Raw genomic sequence first — 19,545 nt, 5'->3', positions numbered from 1 at the left:
GTGGGTGATGGTTGTGTTCGGGTCATCGGCCCAACCGGCCGCGGACCATGCCGACCATCGCGGTCAGTTCTTGGATGCGCATCCGTTTCGCGGCGATGTAGAAGACGGCGATGAGTACGAGTCCGCCGCCCAGCAAGGCTACGAGTGATCCGAGGGCGCCGTTGCCCAGGGTCTGAGTGATTCCGTATCCGGCGCCGCCCGCGAGGAGGGCGGCGGGGATGCTGGCGCCTGCCAGGCGCGCGTACGTCCGGATGACGTGTGCTCCGTCCAGGTCGCCGCCCAGCCGGTTGCGCAGGCGGTTCCAGGCGACTCCGACGCCGATGGCGTAGGCCAGGCCGTAGGAGGCGGCCATGCCGACGACGGCCCAGCGGGAGGGGAGGACGAGGAAGCAGACGGCCGAGGCGATGGCGTTGGCCGAGGCGACGATCACCGTGTTGTAGAAGGGGGTGCGGGTGTCCTCGTAGGCGTAGAAGCCGCGGAGGACGACGTACTGCACGGAGAAGGGGATGAGACCGAGTCCGAAGGCCATGAGGATGAAGCCCATGGACCGGGCGCCTGCCGCGCCGGACGAGGAGAACATCAGGCTGCACATGGGCACGCCGAGGGCGAGGAAGCCGAAGGCGATCGGGACGATGGCCACGGCGGAGGTGCGCAGGCCCTGCGAGATGTCGTCGCGGACGGCGCCGGGATCGCCGTCGTGGGCGGAGCGGGAGATACGGGGCAGCAGGGCGGCCATGACGGAGACCGTGATGATGGCCTGGGGCATCTGCCAGATGAGCAGGGCGTTGTTGTAGCCGAGGATGCCGGTGCCGGGGAAGCCGGCCTTGGAGGCGTCGTCGCCTGCCCAGGTGGCGAGCTGGGTGACGACGAGGAGCCCGGCCTGGTTGGCGAGGACGAAGAGGAACGTCCACTTGGCGAGCTTGGCGGCCTTGCCGAGGCCATGGCCGCGCCAGTCGAAGCGTGGGCGGAACTTGAATCCGGCCTCGCGCAGGTAGGGGAGCATCGCCAGGGACTGGACCGTGAGTCCGAGGAGGGTGCCGATGCCGAGCAGGCGCATGCCCTCCGGCGTGATCGTCGCTTCGGTCAGGTGAGAGGTGCTGTGGGTGCCGTACACCCAGATGAACATGCCGAAGGTGAAGATGACGACGACGTTGTTGAGGACAGGGGTCCACATCATGGCGCCGAATCGGCCGCGTGCGTTGAGGACCTGGCCCATGACGACGTGGACGCCCATGAAGAAGATGGTGGGCAGGCAGTAGCGGGCGAAGGTGACCGCGACGCTGTTGGCTGCGGGGTCGTCGGCGATCTTCACGGACATGACGCGGATCAGGAGCGGTGCCGCGAAGACGCAGATGACGACGAGGGCGCCGAGGATGACCATGACGAGGGTCAGAAGGCGGTTGGCGTACGCCTCGCCGCCGTCGTCATCCTCTTTCATCGCGCGTACGAGTTGCGGGACGAAGACGGAGTTGAGTCCGCCGCCGATGGTGAGGATGTAGATCATCGTCGGCAGGGTCATGGCGATGGCGTAGGTGTCGCCGAGGAGCGCCGCGCCGAGCGCCGCGGTGATCACTAGCTGGCGGACGAAGCCGGTCAGCCGGGAGACGAGGGTGCCGGCGGCCATGACGGCGCTGGACTTCATGATGCTGCCGACCTTGCCGCCGCCGGAGGAATCCTCGGCCGGGGTCTGCGAGGTCTGCGGGGTCTGCTGCGGCACCGGTGAGGGCGCGGTCTCCAGCGCAGGATCCGGTGTCGGCCCGGGCGGCGGGGGCACGGGCTGGGCCTGGTGCCGCGGGTCGTGGGGCGGCGGGTTCTGGTGCCCCATGTCGTGGTACCGCGGATCGCGGGGCTGTTCTTGGCTGCCGTACTGGTAGGCCGGTTGGTAAGGCTGCTGCTGCGGTTCGCGGGGTTCGTACGGCTGCTGGTCGCGGAAGAGGTGGGCGAAGGCGTCCGACTCGGGGCGCCCGTCCGCGGCCTGGCTGACGTGGTCGTCGACGCCGACGAACTGAGTGGTCGCGTCGTCACCGTAGGGGAGGTGACGGGAGGGGCCCTCGGGCTGGGGCGGCGGGGTGGGCGCCCACAGATTCGGGTCAGGAGCGTACTGCGGGTCGACCGGCTGCTGGTAGAGCGGTTGCTGGTGCTGGTAGGAGCCGGGCGGCGGCGGGGGGTGTGCGGCGCGGTCGTAGAGCGCCTCGGTCACCGGGTCCTGCGCGGCGGGGTCCTGCGCGGGGTACGGGTCCGCCGTGTAGGCGTCCTGGAGGTACGGGTCCGGGGCAGGCGGGGGCGTCGGCGGGTACTGGTGTTCCGGATCGCCGCCGTGCCCTCGGCCGCGGTCACCGTCGTACGGCGCGTTCATCGCTACCCCACCTCATCGTCCGCGGCCGACCGGCCCTACTGCTCGTCAACGGTCCACTTTCTCACCTGATCCGGATGGGCCAGTGCTTTGTGAACCGGTGTCCGGTGCCGGGTCACCCGGCTGCTCGGGATCGTCGTTGTCCGCGCCGTTGTCCTCACCGTTGTCGTGCTGTTCCCCGTCCGCGGCGTCACGGGCGCCCCGCTTGCGCTTGAGGTAGATCCGGAGCCCTGCCAGCACGAGGAGGAGTACGCCGACGGCGATGACCAGCAGCACCATCGGGGTGATGGAGGTGACCTGCACGGTGAAGTACATCGGGCCGCCGTACGGCTGTCCGTCTTCGGTGAGGAGCTGTGCTGTCACCTTAACGGGACCGTTGGCGTTGGCACGGGTCTCGAATTTTACGGACTGGCTGTGCCCGCCTTCGACCGTGATCGGCTTCGAGTCGCCTACATCGAGGCGGTTCGGCTGCCCGGAGGTGAGGACGAGCCGCAGGCCGTCGATGCCCTGGAGAAGGCCGTTCTTCACGGTCACCGGGACCGTGGCGCTGCGTCCGGAGAGGGTGGCGTCCGATTTCTGGATGAGGTGGACCTGCCCCCTCAGATTGTTCAGGTACTGCTCTGTGGAGTCCCGGAAGCTCTCGGCGGCCCGGTGCTCGCCCCGCCACGAGGTGGACATCTCGCGCATGATCGCGTTGCCGAACGGGGTGACCACGCGGTCCTTGGCGGTCAGGATGACCTTGAAGCCGTCCAGGGTGGTCTGGGTCTTCTTTATGTCTTGGAAGGCGCTGTTCGGCAGTTCCTGCTTGCGCAGCGAGCTGCTGTACGAGCCGCTTCCCGGGACGTGCTGATTGGCGTCCGGGTCGGGCTTGGCCTTCGCGGCGTCTCCCAGGTCCAGCGGCTGGGTCCAGCGGTTGTCCGACAGCGCTCCGAGGGCCGCGGCCATGGCCTGGGCCTGGCTGGCGGTGGGGGTGCGCTGGGGGGCCACGACGACGCTGCGCTGGTTCTGGGGCTCCTGCATGGTGACCATCAGCGTCTGGGCGAGAAACTGCTGCACGGCGAGGGTGGTGTTCCCGGCCTTCGCCATGTCGCTCTGGAAGGCGGTCGAGAGCCGGGCGTCCGAGACGATCGCCGTGTTGCCGCTGCCGATCTTCCGGGCCGCGGTCGCGGCGTAGGGGAGGCCGCTGTCGCGAAGGCTGTCGCTGCGGGTGATGACGTTGTGGGCGCCGGCGGAGGTGGCGACGTCCACGATGGAGGAGTCGATCGCGCCGTCCATGGGCCAGGCGAAGTCGGTGCGCGGCTTCACGCCGATGATCGTGTCGACGGTGGTCGCGGCGAGCTCGGTGGCCGACTGGAGGTGGCTGAGCGAGCCGGTGACGTCCTTGCCTCGGTGGGCGAGTGAGGCGAGGTCGGGGTCGGCGAAGGGCAGCGCCATCACCTGGTCCCCGGGGACGGCGTCCTGGAGGTCGTGGAGCCACTGCTTGGCGACGGCCTGGCCCTTGCCCGGCGCGGTCGTGCCGTCGGGCTGCTCGACCGTGTAGTTCTTCGTCATGGCCTCGACGGAGGCGAGCAGATCCGGGTCGATGACCCAGGTGACGGGGAGGTTCTTGCCGAGGGCGACGAGCTGCTGCAGCCGTCCGCCCGGGGCGATCTCGGCTGCGAGGTCGTCGTTGCGGAAGACCGGCGTCTGCTGGGAGTCGGATGCCGTGCGGGCGGTGAGGTGGGTCGTGGAGATGAGCGGCCACATGACGGCGAGCTTGGTCTTCTTGCCGCTGACCGCGGACGGCTGCCAGGGCAGGAGCGTCCGCTTGATGCCCAGCACCTGGTCGTACGACTGGCTGGAGGTGTGACCGCTGAGGGCGACCCCGAGCTGGTAGATGCCGTCCTGTCCGAGGTTCAGGTCCTTCACCGGGATCTTGATGCTGAAGTCGCGGCTGATGCCGGCCGGCAGCTTGTCGATCTTTTTCGCATACTTGCCGCCGATCTCGGTCCCGTCGGCGCCGAGTGAGTACCCGGTGCGGTCGGCGACGTCGTCGATGGCGCTGCGGCCGCTGATCTGGGGCCCGACCCGGAGGGCGACGTGGGCACCGGAGACCGTGGATTTTCCGTCGTTGGTGACGGTGCCGGTGACGGTCAGGGTGTCGCTCTTCGTGGGCGTGGTGGGGGTCAGGGAGTCGATCGAGACGGAGACGGTGCGGGAGCCGGTGGCCTGCGCATGGGCTGCGGGTGCGGAGGGTAGCTGTAGCAGGGCTACGAACAGGGGAATTCCGGTGAGCAGTGTCGCGGTTCGTCGGAGCCACCGACGGGCAGGAGTCGAAGTAGTTCCCTGGAACTCTGCCGCATCGGCCACGCGCTCGCCCGTCCCTAGTCGTCGTCAGTGGTCGTCGGATGTGCGTCCACGAATGGTAACGAGCCCCGCCGGGGCGAAGTGCTGCGGACTGCTCCACAAGATCGTTACGCTGGCCGGTGCCCCTTTTATGGGGAAGCTCCGGGCCGTGCGGCCACGTACCCTCTTCTGTTGTGCCGAACGCCAACAATGACAGCCACCACCCGCAGCCGACCAATGAGCTCAGTCAGGTGCAGCGCCGTGCCGTGAGCGAGCTCTTGCGGGTGTCGCCCGTAGCCGATGATCTTGCCCTACATTTCCAGGAGGCCGGGTTCACCCTTGCCCTGGTCGGGGGATCGGTCCGGGACGCGCTGCTCGGCCGGCTCGGCAACGACCTGGACTTTACGACGGACGCGCGCCCCGACGAGGTACTGAAGATCGTCCGGCCCTGGGCGGACTCGGTCTGGGAGGTCGGGATCGCCTTCGGCACGGTCGGCTGCAACAAGCGGGGCGGGAGCGACAATCAGGTCTTCCAGATCGAGGTCACGACATATCGGTCGGAAGCCTACGATCGGACGTCCCGCAAGCCTGAGGTCTCCTACGGCGACTCCATCGAGCAGGACCTCGTCCGACGGGACTTCACCGTGAACGCCATGGCGGTCGCACTCCCGCAGAAGGAGTTCATCGACCCGCACAACGGCCTGGAGGACCTCGCCGCGCGCGTGCTCCGGACACCCGGCACACCGCAGGAGTCCTTCTCCGACGACCCGCTGCGCATGATGCGGGCGGCGCGGTTCGCGGCGCAGCTCGACTTCGAGGTGGCACCCGAAGTCGTCGAGGCGATGACGGCGATGGCCGACCGGATCGACATCGTCTCCGCGGAGCGGGTCCGGGGCGAGTTCAACAAGCTGCTGCTCTCCCCCGAGCCGCGCAAGGGGCTCAGGCTTCTCGTCGACACGGGCCTCGCCGACCGCGTCATCCCGGAGCTGCCGGCGCTGCGGCTGGAGAGCGACGAGCACCACCGGCACAAGGACGTGTACGAGCATTCCTTGACCGTGCTGGAGCAGGCCATCGACCTCGAAGAGGACGGGCCGGATCTCGTGCTGCGGCTCGCGGCGCTGCTGCATGACATCGGGAAGCCGAAGACGCGGCGCTTCGAGCAGGACGGCCGGGTCTCCTTCCACCACCACGAGGTGGTGGGAGCGAAGCTGACCAAGGCACGGATGACGAAGCTCAAGTACTCCAACGACCTGGTCCGGGACGTCACGAAGCTGGTGGAGCTGCACCTGCGCTTCCACGGTTACGGCACGGGCGAGTGGACCGACTCGGCGGTGCGCAGATACGTACGGGACGCGGGCCCGATGCTCAGCCGGCTGCACAAGCTGACGCGCTCCGACTGCACGACGCGCAACAAGCGGAAGGCGAACGCCCTGTCGCGCGCGTACGACGGACTTGAGGAGCGCATCGCGAAGCTGCAGGAGCAGGAGGAACTGGACGCGATCCGGCCGGATCTGGACGGCAACGAGATCATGGAGATTCTCGATGTGGGCCCGGGGCCGCAGATCGGTCAGGCGTACAAGTACCTGCTGGAGCTGCGCCTGGAGAACGGACCGATGGAGCGCGACGCGGCGGTCGCGGCGCTCAGGGAATGGTGGGCGACGCAGAGCTGAGCGCACGTCGCTGCCTCGTTTCACGTGAAACGAGACCAGAGGCCCGGGGCCCGGTGGGTGTTCAAGGTTTCACGTGAAACGTGGAACGTGGGAACACCCACCGGGCCCTACTGTCGGCGGGACGCTGCCACCGCGAGGGCCGTCGCCGCGTAGATCGCGGCGACAGTGACGACGAGTGTGACCGATCGGCCGTCCGGCGGCAGCATCAGGGCGGCCACCGCCGCGGCCCCCACGAAGGCGATGTTGAAGAGAACGTCGTAGAGGGAGAAGATCCGGCCCCGGAAGGCGTCGTCCACCGAGGACTGGACCACGGTGTCGGTGGCGATCTTCGCGCCCTGGGTGATGAGACCGAGGACGAAGGCGGCGATCAGCATCGGCAGGGGCTTGAAGGTGAGGCCCAGGGCCGGTTCGAGGACGGCTGCGGAGGCAGCGCATACGGCCATCCAGCCCAACCGGCCGAACCGGCTCGCCGCCCAAGGGGTGAATACGGCCGCCGTGAAGAATCCGGCCCCGGAAACGCCCACGGCGAGGCCGAGCAGGGCCAGCCCGTCTGCCTCGTTCTTCGCCCACGCATACCGGCACAGCATCAGGACCATGACGGTCAGGGCGCCGTAGCAGAACCGCATGAGCGTCATGGCCCCCAGGGCACGGGCGGCGACGCGGCGCTCTATGAGGTGACGCAGGCCGGCCGTGAGGCCCCCGAAGGTCTCCGACAGGGCGGTACGGACGCGGGTGTGGAGTTCGGTGGGATCGGGGCCGAGCAGGTCGGCCGGGATGCGGAGCGCGGCGAGCCCCGCACACAGATACACCGCCGCGCCGAGGAGGACGACCACGGCGTCGGAGGACGCGCCCTCGGGGACCGCGAGCCGCACGATGAAGGACAGGCCGCCGCCCGCGGTGGCCGCGAGCGTACCGGCGGTCGGCGACAAGGAGTTGGCCATCACCAGCCGCTCCCGGCTGTCGACGACGCGGGGCAGGGCGGCCGAGAGCCCGGCGAGGACGAAGCGGTTGACGGCGGTGACCGACAGCGCGGAGGCGTAGAAGATCCAGTCGGGAACCGAGGCGATGATCAGCACCGCGGTGCCGACCGCGAGGACGGTCCGCAGGAGATTGCCGTAGAGCAGCACCTGGCGGCGGCGCCAGCGGTCCAGGAAGACGCCGGCGAAGGGCCCCAGAAGGGAGTAGGGAAGCAGTAGAACGGCCATGGCGGAGGCGATGGCCGCGGGCGAGGTCTGCTTCTCGGGGGAGAAGACGACGTACGTGGCGAGCGCTACTTGGTAGACGCCGTCGGCGGACTGGGAGAGCAGGCGTACCGCCAGCAGGCGGCGGAAGTCACGCAGTTGGAGCAGTACGCGCAGGTCACGCACAACGGGCATGGTGCACAGCCTCACACAATGCGCTGGTCCCCGGGCGGATTGCCCGGGGACCAGCGGATCAAGCGACGACCGATCGGCGATCGGTGGGCAGGGTCCGGATCAGCAGTCGACCTCGCCGTTGATGAACTTCTCGACGTTCGCGTGGGCCTCGTCGTCGAAGTACTGGACCGGCGGCGACTTCATGAAGTACGAGGACGCGGAGAGGATGGGGCCGCCGATGCCGCGGTCCTTGGCGATCTTCGCGGCGCGCACGGCGTCGATGATGACACCGGCCGAGTTCGGGGAGTCCCAGACCTCCAGCTTGTACTCCAGGTTCAGCGGGACGTCGCCGAACGCACGGCCCTCCAGGCGGACGTACGCCCACTTGCGGTCGTCCAGCCAGGCCACGTAGTCCGAGGGACCGATGTGGACGTTGTCGGCGCCCATGTCGCGGTCGCGGATCTGCGAGGTGACGGCCTGCGTCTTGGAGATCTTCTTGGACTCCAGGCGCTCACGCTCCAGCATGTTCTTGAAGTCCATGTTGCCGCCGACGTTCAGCTGCATCGTGCGGTCCAGGATGACGCCCCGGTCCTCGAAGAGCTTGGCCATCACGCGGTGCGTGATGGTGGCGCCGACCTGCGACTTGATGTCGTCGCCGACGATCGCGACGCCCGCCTCGGTGAACTTGTCCGCCCACTCCTTGGTGCCGGCGATGAAGACCGGGAGGGCGTTGACGAAGGCGACCTTGGCGTCGATGGCGCACTGGGCGTAGAACTTCGCCGCGTCCTCGGAGCCGACGGGCAGGTAGCAGACGAGGACGTCGACCTGCTGGTCCTTGAGGACCTGGACGATGTCGACCGGGGCCGCCTCGGACTCCTCGATGGTCTGGCGGTAGTACTTGCCCAGACCGTCGTGGGTGTGACCGCGCTGCACGGTGACGCCGGCGGGCGGCACGTCGCAGATCTTGATGGTGTTGTTCTCGCTGGCGCCGATGGCGTCCGCGAGGTCGAGGCCGACCTTCTTGGCGTCGACGTCGAAGGCGGCGACGAACTCGATGTCCGAGACGTGGTAGTCGCCGAACTGCACGTGCATCAGACCCGGCACGCGGCTCTTCGGGTCTGCGTCCTTGTAGTACTCGACGCCCTGGACCAGCGAGGCGGCGCAGTTGCCCACGCCGACGATGGCTACGCGAACCGAACCCATTCCGGTTGCTCCCTGTTAGTACTCGATGAAGCCCAGCGGTCTGCGGGGCTTACTTGGCGGTGTCGTCGGACGGGTCCGGCCGGGAACCACCCCGATGCCGGGGCAGGCCGCCCGGATCTCCTGATGTGCCCTGTTCGGAGCGGTCGGTGCCGGAGCGCTGGTCGCGCCCGGCCCGTTCGCTCTCGATCAATTCGTTCAGCCAGCGGACCTCGCGCTCCACCGATTCCATGCCATGCCGCTGGAGTTCGAGGGTGTAGCCGTCCAGCCGCTCGCGGGTGCGGGCCAATGAGGCGCGCATCTTCTCCAGGCGTTCCTCCAGGCGGCTGCGGCGGCCTTCCAGCACCCGCATCCTGACGTCCCGTGAGGTCTGCCCGAAGAAGGCGAAGCGGGCGGCGAAGTGCTCGTCCTCCCATGCGTCCGGGCCGGACTGGCCGAGCAACTCCTCGAAGTGCTCCTTGCCTTGAGCCGTCAACCGGTAGACGATCTTGGCCCGTCGCCCGGCGAGTGACGCCGCGAGGGCATCCTCCAGGGCGCTGCCGGGCTCCTCGATCAACCATCCGTTGGCGACCAGAGTCTTGAGGCACGGGTAGAGGCTGCCGTAGCTGAACGCGCGGAACACCCCGAGTGAGGTGTTGAGGCGTTTCCGCAGTTCATAGCCGTGCATAGGGGACTCGCGGAGCAGGCCGAGGACAGCGAACTCAAGGATGCCGGAGCGTCTGCTCATCCGTCGCCTCCCTGGTCCGCTGAGTCCTTTATGCCGAGCTGATGTATCGACTCGATACATCAAGACGATAGAACGGCTGCGCGCGTGCGACAAGAGGGAGCACGGTGAACGCGGTCACATCCCGGATTCACAGGTGACCCGCTGCCGGAATTGGATTGAAGATCCCCAGTGGGAGGGATTTGGCCGTGCGTAGTCTGTGCGCCATGCAAATCACCGGGAACCAAGTGACGCCGTCGGGCGTCAACGTGCTGGATGCAGTGCGCCCGGCCGCTCAAGGGGGCCGGCCCGCACTTTTGGGGGACCGGAAGCCACCTGCCGCTTTCAGGCGATCGCGCCTGCCCGAGGAGTAGTCGTTCCATGAGCGAGCACCGTCGCAAGCCGCCACCGCCGCAAGGCGGCGGCCGAGCCGCGGCTCGGCGTGGCGCCGGACAGCAGTCCGGCCGTCGCGCCGCACCACCACGCAACAGTTCCATCGACTCCGACGCAGCATCGAGCGCCACATCGGGCGATGCGTCGGACAACGCATCGAGCGGCGACGCTCCTGTATACGGCGGCCGTGCCGCTGCCCGGCGCGCGGCGCAGCGCGGTGGCGGCTCCGGCGGCCGCAGACGCTCAGGTTCGGAGTCCGTGGGCGGCGGCGGTTCGGGACGCGGCGGAGGCCGTCGGGGCGGCGGTCCGGCCGGCGACGGTCGGGGACGCGGTCGCGGTGGCGACAGCGGCCCACCCGCCAAGAAGCGCTTCATCGACTACCCACGCGCGGGCAAGTACGGGGCCAGGCGCTGGGTGCCGTCCTGGAAGCTGGTCACGTCGACGTGCCTGGGCTTCATGGCCGTCGTGGTGGGCGCGGTCGGCATAGCGCTGCTGATGGTGGACATCCCGACGGCACAGGCCGCGTCGAAGGTCCAGAAGAACGTCTACTACTGGGCCGACGGCAAGACCATGGTGGTCGCGGGCGGGGGCGAGCTCAACCGGCAGATCGTGCCGCTCTCGCGGATCCCCCACTCGATGCAGAACGCCGTGATCGCCGCGGAGAACGCCTCGTTCGAGACTGACTCGGGCGTCGACCCGATGGGCATCGCGCGCGCGGTCATGAAGATGGCGCAGGGCGGCGAGACGCAGAGCGGATCGACCATCACCCAGCAGTTCGTGAAGAACACGTACCTGAACCAGGAGCAGACGCTTCAGCGCAAGGCCACCGAACTGCTGATCTCCATCAAGGTGGGGCTGAAGAAGAGCAAGGACGACATCCTCGCCGGCTACCTGAACACCGCCTACTACGGGCGCGGCGCGTACGGCATCCAGGCCGCGGCGCGCGCGTACTACAACAAGGACTGCTCGGACCTGTCGCCGACCGAGAGCGCGTACCTCGCCGCGACGCTGAACGGGCCGAACCTGTACGACCCGTGGGGCGGCCAGGGACCGGCGGCGACACCCGAGAAGAACACCAAGCGGGCCACGGAACGCTGGCAGTTCGCGCTCAAGCGCGAGGTCGAGACCAAGCGGATGAAGCCCGACGAGCGCCAGAAGACGCTGGCGCAGGGGTTCCCGAAGCCGCAGAAGCCGAAGCCGGCGACGAACCGGGCCGGTCAGATCGGCTATCTCACGGACCTCGCCGACGCCTACATCGTCGCGCACAGCGAGGGCAAGATCACCAAGGCCCAGCTGGACAAGGGCGGTTACCAGATCCACACCACCTTCCAGAAGGACAAGGTGGATACGCTGGCGAAGTCCGTCGCGGATGTCCGCAAGGCGAACATCAAGCCGAAGGAACGCAAGGTCGACGAGCACGTGCAGTTCGGCGGGGCGTCGGTGGAGCCGGGCACGGGGAAGATCATGGCGATCTACGGCGGTGAGAGCGCGCTGGAGCACTACAACAACAACGCCGACTACACCGGCGTCCAGGTCGGTTCAACCTTCAAACCGTTCGTCCTGGCGTCGGCCATGGAACACGGCAAGCGCAATCCGGGCCTCTCACCGGACCAGGGCGACGACGAGCGCACCCTGGTCTCGCCGGAGAGCATGTACGACGGCAACAACGAGGTGACGCTGCGCGACTTCAACGGTCAGGTCTGGCACGACAAGGACGGCTCCGAGTGGCACCAGAAGAACGACGGCGGTGAGAACAGAGGGCCCATCAGCCTCAGAACCGCGATGCAGTTCTCGGTGAACACGCCGTACATCCAGCTCGGCATGGACGTGGGCACCGATGTCGTCCAGAAGGAGGCGATCAAGGCCGGACTGGACAAGAAGCAGATGGCCTCGCTCTCCCCCACCTTCTCCCTCGGCACCTCGGCGCCGAGCGCGATCCGGCTCGCCGGCGGGTACGGGACCTTCGCAGCCAAGGGCAAGCAGGCCCAGCCGTACTCGGTCGAGAAGGTCGAGAAGGACGGCAGGGCCGTCTACGAGCACGAGGACGAATCGAAGCAGGCGTTCGACGCCAACATTGCGAACAACGTCACCGATGTGCTGCGGAACGTGGTCGAGCACGGCACCGGTACCTCGGCGAAACTTGAGGGAGGCCGGCCGGCGGCGGGCAAGACCGGTACGACCGATGAGAACCGCTCGGCCTGGTTCGCGGGCTACACCCCGCAGCTCTCCACGGCCATCGGCATGTTCCGCGTCGACCCCAATGCGAAGCAGCAGGAGTTCCTGTCCATGCGTGGCGTGGGCGGTAAGAAGACGATCCACGGTGCGTCGTACCCGGCGGAGATCTGGGCCGACTTCATGAACAAGGCGCTGAAGGGCAAGCAGGCCGAGGACTTCGACAAGCCGCAGCCGATCGGCAAGAAGATCTTCGGTGACGGCGCCAGCCCGACCCCGTCGGCCACCCCGACGATAAAGCCGACGCCGACCCACACGCCCAGCCACTCGGCGACGCCGACGATGCCGTCCACGCCGACGATGACGCACTCCCCGCCGCCGACCCATACCTGCGGTCCGCTCGACTGGCAGTGCAAGGGCGACGGTGACGGGGACGGCGACACATCGGGGCCCGGTGGCCATCCCACCGGCAAACCCACCTCGTCGATAACGCCGTCCGGACCAGGCAGCATCTGGGACGGGTCATACGGGTAGCCACCCGCACCCCGGGCCGCCGTTTGGGCGGCCATGACCGATGAGGGCCGTCACGCAGCGCGCGTGGCGGCCCTCACCGCTGCCCACAGGCCCGTACGGCAGGATGGCCCGCATGACGAGCGCGCGAGAGGACCAGCCTGTACGGCCCACCGTCGAGGACGAGGTGGCCGCTGCGGGCAGCGAGGTCATCGGGGGCCCGGCTGGCCGTCGCGCGGTGTTCGGCGGGGGCTGGTGGACCGTGGTGCGGATCGTCACTTTGGTGGCGATCGGGATGTTTGCGCTGGGCATGGTGCAGAAGCTGCCGTGTTACAACTCCGGGTGGTTCTTCGGCGCGACCGCGCAGTACACGCACGCCTGCTACTCCGATATCCCGCACCTTTTCCAAGGGCGCGGCTTCGACCTGAGCGTCGTCCCCTACTTCGACCGCATCCCCGACTCCGTCTCCGGGGGCATGCCCTACCTGGAGTATCCGGTCCTGACGGGGCTGTTCATGGAGGTCGCCTCCTGGCTGACGCCGGGCGGCGGCACGATCCAGCACCGCGAGCAGCTGTACTGGCTCGTCAACGCGGGCATGCTGATGGTCTGCGCGGCCGTCGTCGTGATCTGCGTGGCCCGTACGCACCGCGGCCGCCCCTGGGACGCTCTCCTGGTGGCCCTCTCGCCGGCCCTGGCGCTGACCGCCACCGTCAACTGGGATCTGTTCGCGGCGGCCCTGCTCGCCGTCGCGATGCTGAAGTGGTCACGCGGCCGTACGCTCGCCGCCGGCGTCCTCATCGGCCTGGCGACCGCCGCGAAGCTCTATCCGCTGCTGCTGCTCGGACCGCTGTTCATCCTGTGCTGGCGGGCGGGCCGCTGGCGGGCCTTCGGGCGGGCGGCGGTCGGCGCGGTGGCGGCCTGGCTGGTCGTGAACCTGCCGGTGATGCTCACACACGACGCGTCCGGCTTCCACGTCCGCGAGGGCTGGGCGCAGTTCTACACCTTCAGCCAGGAGCGGCCCATCGACTTCGGTTCGATCTGGCTGCTGATCTCCCAGCGCACCGGCGACACGCTGGAGAACGCCAATACGTACGCGACGCTGCTGATGATCATCGGCTGCCTCGCGATAGGGGCGCTCGGCCTGTACGCGCCGCGCAGGCCGCGGCTGGCCCAGCTCGCGTTCCTGGTCGTGGCGCTGTTCGTGCTCACCAACAAGGTCTACTCGCCGCAGTACGTGCTGTGGCTGATCCCGCTCGCCGCCCTGGCCCGCCCGAAGTGGCGGGATTTCCTGATCTGGCAGGGCTGCGAGGTCCTCTACTTCGTCGGGATCTGGATGTACCTCGCGTACACGAGCGGCGGTGACAAGCACCAGGGGCTGCCGATGGAGGGGTACCAACTGGCGGTGGTGCTGCATCTGCTGGGGACGCTGTACCTGTGCGCGGTGGTGGTCCGCGACGTGCTGCTGCCGGAGCGGGACGTGGTGCGGCAGGGCGGGGCGGACGACCCGTCGGGCGGCGTCCTGGACGAGGCCCCCGACGTGTTCGTCCTCGGCAGGGCGGGCCGTCCGTACCCGGCCGCGCATTTCGAGGGCCCCTACGTGCGGTGGGGCACCGGACGGGCGGATTCCGGGCAGGTTTCACCCTTCGAGTGAATGCCCGCCGGACGGATCGCGGGGTGCAGTCCGCGGGACGGGGCCGGGGCCGGGGACGGGTCGGCCGGTCGAAGCCGGGCGGGAGCGTGAAAGGGCCCGAAGCCGCAGGACGGTGCTGCTGCGGCTTCGGGCCCTTTCCGGATCCGGCTCGGCTGGTTCAGCGGCCGGCCTCGGCGGGTTCAGCGATCGAGGAGGCGGTCGAACTGGGTGGTGGTGTGCCGCAGATGGGCCACGAGCTCGTCGCCGACCTGGGGGGCCGCGACGTCGCCGGGGACGAAGAGGATGGACACCTGCATGTGCGGCGGCTCCGCGAACCAGCGCTGCTTGCCCGCCCAGACGAAGGGCGAGAGGTTGCGGTTCATGGTCGCGAGGCCCGCCCGCGCGACGCCCTTGGCCCGCGGCATCATGCCGTGCATCGCCTTCGGCGCTTCGAGGCCGACGCCGTGCGAGGTGCCGCCCGCGACGACGACCAGATAGCCGTCGGCGGCGGTCTTCTGCTGGCGGTAGCCGAAACGTTCGCCCTTGGCGACGTGCGTGACATCGAGGACCGCGCCGCGGTACTGGGTGGCGTCGTGGTCGCCGAGCCACAGCCGGGTGCCGATCCGGGCGCGGAAGCGGGTCTGCGGGAACTGCTGCTGCAGCCGGGCGAGTTCGTCGGCCTTGAGGTGGCTGACGAACATCGTGTGCAGAGGCAGGCGGGCGTTGCGCAGCCGGTCCATCCAGCCGATGACCTCGTCGACGGCGTCGGAGCCGTCCGTACGGTCCAGCGGCAGGTGGAGCGCGAAGCCCTCCAGCCGTACGTCCTCGATGGCGGCGTGCAGCTTGGGCAGGTCCTCCTCGCCGATGCCGTGGCGCTTCATGCTGCTCATGACCTCGATGACGACGCGGGCGCCGACCAGGCCGCGTACGCCCTCGACCGAGGAGACGGACCGGATGGCCCGGTCGGGCAGCGGTACCGGCTCCTCGCCGAGCCGGAAGGGGGTGAGCACCAGCAGGTCGCCGCTGAAGAAGTCCTTGATCCGGGCGGCCTCGTAGGTCGTGCCGACGGCGAGGATGTCGGAGCCGAACGCCGCGGCCTCGTCGGCCAGCCGCTCGTGGCCGAAGCCGTAGCCGTTGCCCTTGCAGACCGGGACGATGCCCGGGAACTGCTGGAGAACGGTCTGCTGGTGTGCCCGCCAACGCGCGGTGTCGACGTAGAGCGTGAGCGCCATGGCCGGTCCCGGAACCTTTCCTGTGCCTGAGTTGGAGCGTGAGGCCGTACGGACGCATGTGGTCCGTACGGGGCGTACGGGTTGTACAGAGGAAGACGGTCAGCGCCGCGACATGTACATGTCGAGGGCCTTGTGCAGCAGCTTGTTGAGCGGGAAGTCCCACTCGCCGAGGTACTCGGCAGCCTGCCCGCCCGTGCCGACCTTGAACTGGATCAGGCCGAAGAGATGGTCCGTCTCGTCCAGGGAGTCGCTGATGCCGCGCAGGTCGTACACGCTGGCGCCGAGCGCGTACGCGTCGCGCAGCATCCGCCACTGCATCGCGTTCGACGGCCGGACCTCGCGCTTGTGGTTGGCGGAGGCGCCGTAGGAGTACCAGACGTGGCCGCCGACGATCAGCATCGTCGCGGCGGCGACGGCCTCCCCCTCGTGCACGGCGAAATACAGCCGCATGCGGTTGGGGTCCTCGGTGTTGAGGGCGGACCACATGCGCTGGAAGTAGCCGATGGGGCGCGGCCGGAAGTGGTCGCGTTCGGCGGTGATCTCGTAGAGGTGCTGCCAGGTGGCCAGATCGTCGTAGCCGCCCTGGACGACCTCGACGCCGGCCTTCTCGGCCTTCTTGATGTTGCGGCGCCACAGCTGGTTGAAGCCCTTGTGCACGTCTTCGAGGGAGCGGCCCTCCAGCGGCACCTGGTAGACGTAGCGCGGCTGGACGTCGCCGAAGCCCGCGCCGCCGTCCTCGCCCTGCTGCCAGCCCATGCGGCGCAGCTTGTCGGCGACCTCGAAGGCGCGCGGCTCGATGTGGCTGGCCTCGACGTCGCGCAGCCGCTTGACGTCGGGGTCGGCGATGCCCGCCTTGATGGCGGTGGCGTTCCAGCGCCGGATGATGACGGGCGGACCCATCTTCACGGAGAAGGCGCCCTTCTGCTTGAGGTGCGCCAGCATGGGCCGCAGCCAGTCCTCCAGGTGCGGCGAGTACCAGTTGATGACCGGGCCCTCGGGGAGGTAGGCCAGATACCGCTTGATCTTGGGCAGCTGGCGGTAGAGGACGAGGCCGGCGCCGACGAGCTCGCCCGTCTTGTCGAACCAGCCCAGGCTCTCCGAGCGCCACTCCGCTTTGACGTCCGCCCATGCCGGGACCTGCATGTGGCTGGCCGAGGGCAGACTCTGGATATACGCCAGATGCTGTTCTCGGCTGATGGTCCTCAGGGTCAGGCTCATGCGGGGCGCTCCTCGGCAGGTTTGTCCCCAGGGGCGGGGCTCCGGCTCTCGCGCCGAAGCCTACTGCGACAGGGGAGCGCCCCGTTTGGGCGTATGCGGGCGGGGGCCCGGCTCATGACCGTACGGGCCGCTGGGGCCTGTCGGCCGCTTCCCGTACGGGCCGGGGTCGGCCGAGTCCGTACGGAGTCGACCGTACGGGCCTGACCTGGGGAGCCCGTACGAGCGCCGGCCTGCGGCGCGCCGGGCCGAGGCTAGCCGACCACACCCCCGAACAGCCCGCCGTGCGCCATCCCGATGAAGAATCCCACAGCGGCCGCGCCGAGCCCGATGACCAACAGGAACCGTTCTCCCGTGGTGGCGGAGATGAACTGGCCCCAGGCCCCGGTGAGGATGCCGACCAGGCCCGACCAGGAGCTGAGCAGGTGGAGACCGTTGAAGGCCGAGGAGACGATGGCGATCGCGCCGAGGATCAGGGTCGCCGCGGCGAGGCTGTTCTCGACGGGATGGGCCTTGCCGTCGCTGTTGAGGGCGGTGCTGATGAGGGCGAGGGGTCCGTGGTGTTGCCGTGCTGCCTGTGCCATGAGGCACCTCCTGTGAGGCAAAGCGGCGCACTGTAGCGCCGGTCACACCCGATGCGTCCAGAGTGCGGGTCTCCGCGACCGGATTTCAACCGGAGGGCGGGGTACGGGTACGCTGGTCGGTCTGCACCGGTGTCGGCCCGGTCATGTCATGGCCTCCCGGGTTTTCCCGGGGGGATCGGCCGCACGGTCCGCACTCTCGGCGTTTTTCGCCGTTGTCAGTGGGTGCCGATACCGTTGCTCACGCATCACGACCCTCCTGCCACGGAACGACCGTGGCCGCTGAGTCCAAAGGAGGTGGGTTCCACATGCGTCACTACGAGGTGATGGTCATCCTCGACCCCGATCTGGAGGAGCGCGCTGTCTCTCCCCTGATCGAGAACTTCCTCTCCGTCGTCCGCGAGGGCAACGGAAAGGTCGAGAAGGTCGACACCTGGGGCCGTCGTCGTCTCTCGTACGAGATCAACAAGAAGCCCGAGGGCATCTACTCGGTCATCGACCTGCAGGCCGAGCCTGCGATCGTCAAGGAACTCGACCGCCAGATGAACCTGAACGAGTCGGTTCTTCGGACCAAGGTCCTCCGTCCCGAGACCCACTGAATCCCTGCGATTCAGCGGTAATCGGGCTGCATCACCACGAGTAGCAAGCAGCCAGCAGCACACCCGCCGAGAGGTTCACCCATGGCAGGCGAGACCGTCATCACGGTCGTCGGCAATCTCGTCGACGACCCCGAGCTGCGCTTCACCCCGTCCGGTGCGGCGGTCGCGAAGTTCCGCGTCGCGTCCACTCCCCGCACCTTCGACCGCCAGACCAATGAGTGGAAGGACGGCGAAAGCCTCTTCCTCACCTGCTCGGTATGGCGGCAGGCGGCGGAGAACGTGGCCGAGTCGCTTCAGCGCGGCATGCGTGTCGTCGTGCAGGGGCGGCTGAAGCAGCGGTCGTACGAGGACCGTGAGGGCGTCAAGCGCACGGTCTACGAGCTCGATGTCGAAGAGGTCGGGCCCAGCCTGAAGAACGCGACGGCCAAGGTCACCAAGACCACCGGCCGCGGCGGTCAGGGCGGCTACGGCGGTGGCGGCGGTGGCGGCCAGCAGGGCGGCGGCTGGAGCGGCGGCTCCGGCGGCGGTTCCGCTGGCGGCCAGCAGCAGGGTGGCGGCGGGGCTCCCGCCGACGACCCCTGGGCGACCAGTGCTCCGGCCGGCGGCCAGCCGGCCGGCGGCGGTGGCGGCTGGGGCGGCGGCTCCGGCAACACCGGCGGCTCCGGCGGCGGCTACTCGGATGAGCCGCCCTTCTGAGGGCGGTGGCAGAAAACTTCTTGATCACACAGGAGAGAGACAATGGCGAAGCCGCCTCCGCGCAAGCCTAAGAAGAAGGTCTGCGCGTTCTGCAAGGACAAGACCGTCTACGTGGACTACAAGGACACGAACATGCTGCGGAAGTTCATTTCCGACCGCGGCAAGATCCGTGCCCGCCGCGTGACCGGTAACTGCACTCAGCACCAGCGTGACGTCGCCACGGCTGTGAAGAACAGCCGTGAGATGGCGCTGCTGCCCTACACCTCGTCCGCGCGATAAGGGGAGGGTGACCGACCAATGAAGATCATCCTCACCCACGAGGTCTCCGGCCTCGGCGCCGCCGGCGACGTCGTTGACGTCAAGGACGGCTACGCCCGCAACTACCTGGTCCCGCGTGGTTTCGCGATCCGCTGGACCAAGGGTGGCGAGCAGGACGTCGCTCAGATCCGTCGCGGTCGCAAGATCCGTGAGATCGCCACGATCGAGCAGGCCAACGTGGTCAAGGCTCAGCTTGAGGGCGTGAACGTGCGCCTCGCCACCCGTTCGGGTGACGCCGGTCGCCTGTTCGGCTCCGTCACCCCGGCAGACATCGCCACGGCGATCAAGTCCGCCGGTGGTCCGGACGTCGACAAGCGCCGCATCGAGCTGGGCTCGCCGATCAAGACCCTGGGCTCGCACCAGGTGTCCGTGCGACTGCACGCCGACGTCGCCGCCAAGGTGGCCGTCGAGGTCGTCGCCGCCTGATTCACGGCGCTCGCGCCTGATTCATGGCGTTCGGCACAGCTGAAGCGCAACCGAAGGGCCGTACCCCGCAGGGGGTGCGGCCCTTCGGCGTTCCGTTCACGCGGCGGCGGTCCGTACGTACGGGCTGGGCAGGGCACCGGCGAAGTGTGTGCGTGTGGTCGGCGTCC

The 19,545-nt window shown here is 68.6% G+C and carries 15 protein-coding genes; 7 read left to right on the top strand and 8 right to left on the bottom strand.

Going from position 1 to position 19,545, the window contains the following annotated elements; genetic code table 11:
• Nucleotides 1-22 precede the first annotated feature (22 nt).
• On the bottom strand, nucleotides 23-2,356 hold the full coding sequence (murJ, locus tag AC07AB_RS02280) for a murein biosynthesis integral membrane protein MurJ (RefSeq protein ID WP_478558642.1): 2,334 nt from the start codon (nucleotides 2,354-2,356) through the stop codon (nucleotides 23-25).
• Between the two features lie 45 nt (nucleotides 2,357-2,401).
• Nucleotides 2,402-4,702, bottom strand: coding sequence for a DUF6049 family protein (locus AC07AB_RS02275; RefSeq protein WP_478558639.1), 2,301 nt, complete (start codon nucleotides 4,700-4,702; stop codon nucleotides 2,402-2,404).
• Nucleotides 4,703-4,872: 170 nt separating this feature from the next.
• Here AC07AB_RS02275 and AC07AB_RS02270 point away from each other — a divergent pair, with 170 nt between their 5' ends.
• Nucleotides 4,873-6,348, top strand: a complete 1,476-nt coding sequence (locus AC07AB_RS02270) for a CCA tRNA nucleotidyltransferase (protein ID WP_478558636.1) — start codon at nucleotides 4,873-4,875, stop codon at nucleotides 6,346-6,348.
• A 107-nt stretch (nucleotides 6,349-6,455) separates the two neighbouring features.
• Here the strand turns inward: AC07AB_RS02270 and AC07AB_RS02265 are convergent, their stop codons facing one another.
• The 3 genes from AC07AB_RS02265 to AC07AB_RS02255 form a co-directional block, all read right to left on the bottom strand.
• A complete protein-coding gene (locus tag AC07AB_RS02265; protein ID WP_478558633.1) occupies nucleotides 6,456-7,724 on the bottom strand; it encodes an MFS transporter in 1,269 nt (422 codons plus the stop codon).
• 99 nt (nucleotides 7,725-7,823) lie between these two features.
• Nucleotides 7,824-8,906: an inositol-3-phosphate synthase gene (locus AC07AB_RS02260; protein WP_478558630.1), complete on the bottom strand. Its 1,083-nt coding sequence runs from the start codon at nucleotides 8,904-8,906 to the stop codon at nucleotides 7,824-7,826.
• Between the two features lie 49 nt (nucleotides 8,907-8,955).
• Nucleotides 8,956-9,630, bottom strand: a complete 675-nt coding sequence (locus tag AC07AB_RS02255) for a PadR family transcriptional regulator (protein ID WP_478558627.1) — start codon at nucleotides 9,628-9,630, stop codon at nucleotides 8,956-8,958.
• A gap of 357 nt (nucleotides 9,631-9,987) precedes the next feature.
• Here AC07AB_RS02255 and AC07AB_RS02250 point away from each other — a divergent pair, with 357 nt between their 5' ends.
• Both AC07AB_RS02250 and AC07AB_RS02245 read left to right on the top strand, forming a co-directional pair.
• On the top strand, nucleotides 9,988-12,705 hold the full coding sequence (locus AC07AB_RS02250; protein ID WP_478558624.1) for a transglycosylase domain-containing protein: 2,718 nt from the start codon (nucleotides 9,988-9,990) through the stop codon (nucleotides 12,703-12,705).
• A gap of 112 nt (nucleotides 12,706-12,817) precedes the next feature.
• Entirely contained in the window at nucleotides 12,818-14,332 is a 1,515-nt protein-coding gene (locus tag AC07AB_RS02245) for a glycosyltransferase family 87 protein (RefSeq protein WP_478558621.1), read from the top strand.
• 179 nt (nucleotides 14,333-14,511) lie between these two features.
• Here AC07AB_RS02245 and AC07AB_RS02240 read toward each other — a convergent pair whose 3' ends face one another.
• The 3 genes from AC07AB_RS02240 to AC07AB_RS02230 all read right to left on the bottom strand — a co-directional run bounded on the left by AC07AB_RS02240 (nucleotide 14,512) and on the right by AC07AB_RS02230 (nucleotide 17,342).
• Complete coding sequence (locus AC07AB_RS02240; protein ID WP_478558618.1) at nucleotides 14,512-15,543, bottom strand: alanine racemase; 1,032 nt, start codon at nucleotides 15,541-15,543, stop codon at nucleotides 14,512-14,514.
• A gap of 99 nt (nucleotides 15,544-15,642) precedes the next feature.
• Nucleotides 15,643-16,761 carry a lipid II:glycine glycyltransferase FemX gene (locus AC07AB_RS02235; protein WP_478558615.1) on the bottom strand — a complete coding sequence of 373 codons (1,119 nt, stop codon included), beginning with the start codon at nucleotides 16,759-16,761 and terminating at the stop codon, nucleotides 15,643-15,645.
• A gap of 251 nt (nucleotides 16,762-17,012) precedes the next feature.
• Complete coding sequence (locus tag AC07AB_RS02230) at nucleotides 17,013-17,342, bottom strand: hypothetical protein (RefSeq protein ID WP_478558612.1); 330 nt, start codon at nucleotides 17,340-17,342, stop codon at nucleotides 17,013-17,015.
• Nucleotides 17,343-17,647: 305 nt separating this feature from the next.
• Here AC07AB_RS02230 and rpsF point away from each other — a divergent pair, with 305 nt between their 5' ends.
• The 4 genes from rpsF (at nucleotide 17,648) to rplI (ending at nucleotide 19,378) form a co-directional block, all read left to right on the top strand.
• Entirely contained in the window at nucleotides 17,648-17,938 is a 291-nt protein-coding gene (gene rpsF / locus AC07AB_RS02225; protein WP_040023256.1) for a 30S ribosomal protein S6, read from the top strand.
• Between the two features lie 81 nt (nucleotides 17,939-18,019).
• Nucleotides 18,020-18,634, top strand: a complete 615-nt coding sequence (locus tag AC07AB_RS02220; protein ID WP_478558609.1) for a single-stranded DNA-binding protein — start codon at nucleotides 18,020-18,022, stop codon at nucleotides 18,632-18,634.
• A 42-nt stretch (nucleotides 18,635-18,676) separates the two neighbouring features.
• Nucleotides 18,677-18,913: a 30S ribosomal protein S18 gene (gene rpsR, locus AC07AB_RS02215; protein ID WP_136723411.1), complete on the top strand. Its 237-nt coding sequence runs from the start codon at nucleotides 18,677-18,679 to the stop codon at nucleotides 18,911-18,913.
• A gap of 18 nt (nucleotides 18,914-18,931) precedes the next feature.
• The gene (gene rplI, locus AC07AB_RS02210; RefSeq protein ID WP_478558606.1) at nucleotides 18,932-19,378 is read left to right on the top strand and encodes a 50S ribosomal protein L9; all 447 of its coding nucleotides are present in this window, start codon (nucleotides 18,932-18,934) and stop codon (nucleotides 19,376-19,378) included.
• Nucleotides 19,379-19,545 lie beyond the last annotated feature (167 nt).

This window comes from Streptomyces sp. NPDC044033, assembly GCF_056434425.1.
Note: the sequence above shows the minus strand (reverse complement) of the source record. Positions and strands in the feature narration are given on the sequence as shown.

What these genes read in the sequence shown, in the direction of transcription:
- rplI (WP_478558606.1), top strand. Translation starts at nt 18,932, where the DNA reads ATGAAGATCATCCTCACCCACGAGGTCTCCGGCCTCGGCGCCGCCGGC.
- rpsR (WP_136723411.1), top strand. Translation starts at nt 18,677, where the DNA reads ATGGCGAAGCCGCCTCCGCGCAAGCCTAAGAAGAAGGTCTGCGCGTTC.
- rpsF (WP_040023256.1), top strand. Translation starts at nt 17,648, where the DNA reads ATGCGTCACTACGAGGTGATGGTCATCCTCGACCCCGATCTGGAGGAG.
- AC07AB_RS02250 (WP_478558624.1), top strand. Translation starts at nt 9,988, where the DNA reads ATGAGCGAGCACCGTCGCAAGCCGCCACCGCCGCAAGGCGGCGGCCGA.
- murJ (WP_478558642.1), bottom strand. Translation starts at nt 2,356, where the DNA reads ATGAACGCGCCGTACGACGGTGACCGCGGCCGAGGGCACGGCGGCGAT.
- AC07AB_RS02245 (WP_478558621.1), top strand. Translation starts at nt 12,818, where the DNA reads ATGACGAGCGCGCGAGAGGACCAGCCTGTACGGCCCACCGTCGAGGAC.
- AC07AB_RS02260 (WP_478558630.1), bottom strand. Translation starts at nt 8,906, where the DNA reads ATGGGTTCGGTTCGCGTAGCCATCGTCGGCGTGGGCAACTGCGCCGCC.
- AC07AB_RS02240 (WP_478558618.1), bottom strand. Translation starts at nt 15,543, where the DNA reads ATGGCGCTCACGCTCTACGTCGACACCGCGCGTTGGCGGGCACACCAG.
- AC07AB_RS02220 (WP_478558609.1), top strand. Translation starts at nt 18,020, where the DNA reads ATGGCAGGCGAGACCGTCATCACGGTCGTCGGCAATCTCGTCGACGAC.
- AC07AB_RS02265 (WP_478558633.1), bottom strand. Translation starts at nt 7,724, where the DNA reads ATGCCCGTTGTGCGTGACCTGCGCGTACTGCTCCAACTGCGTGACTTC.
- AC07AB_RS02255 (WP_478558627.1), bottom strand. Translation starts at nt 9,630, where the DNA reads ATGAGCAGACGCTCCGGCATCCTTGAGTTCGCTGTCCTCGGCCTGCTC.
- AC07AB_RS02230 (WP_478558612.1), bottom strand. Translation starts at nt 17,342, where the DNA reads ATGGCACAGGCAGCACGGCAACACCACGGACCCCTCGCCCTCATCAGC.
- AC07AB_RS02235 (WP_478558615.1), bottom strand. Translation starts at nt 16,761, where the DNA reads ATGAGCCTGACCCTGAGGACCATCAGCCGAGAACAGCATCTGGCGTAT.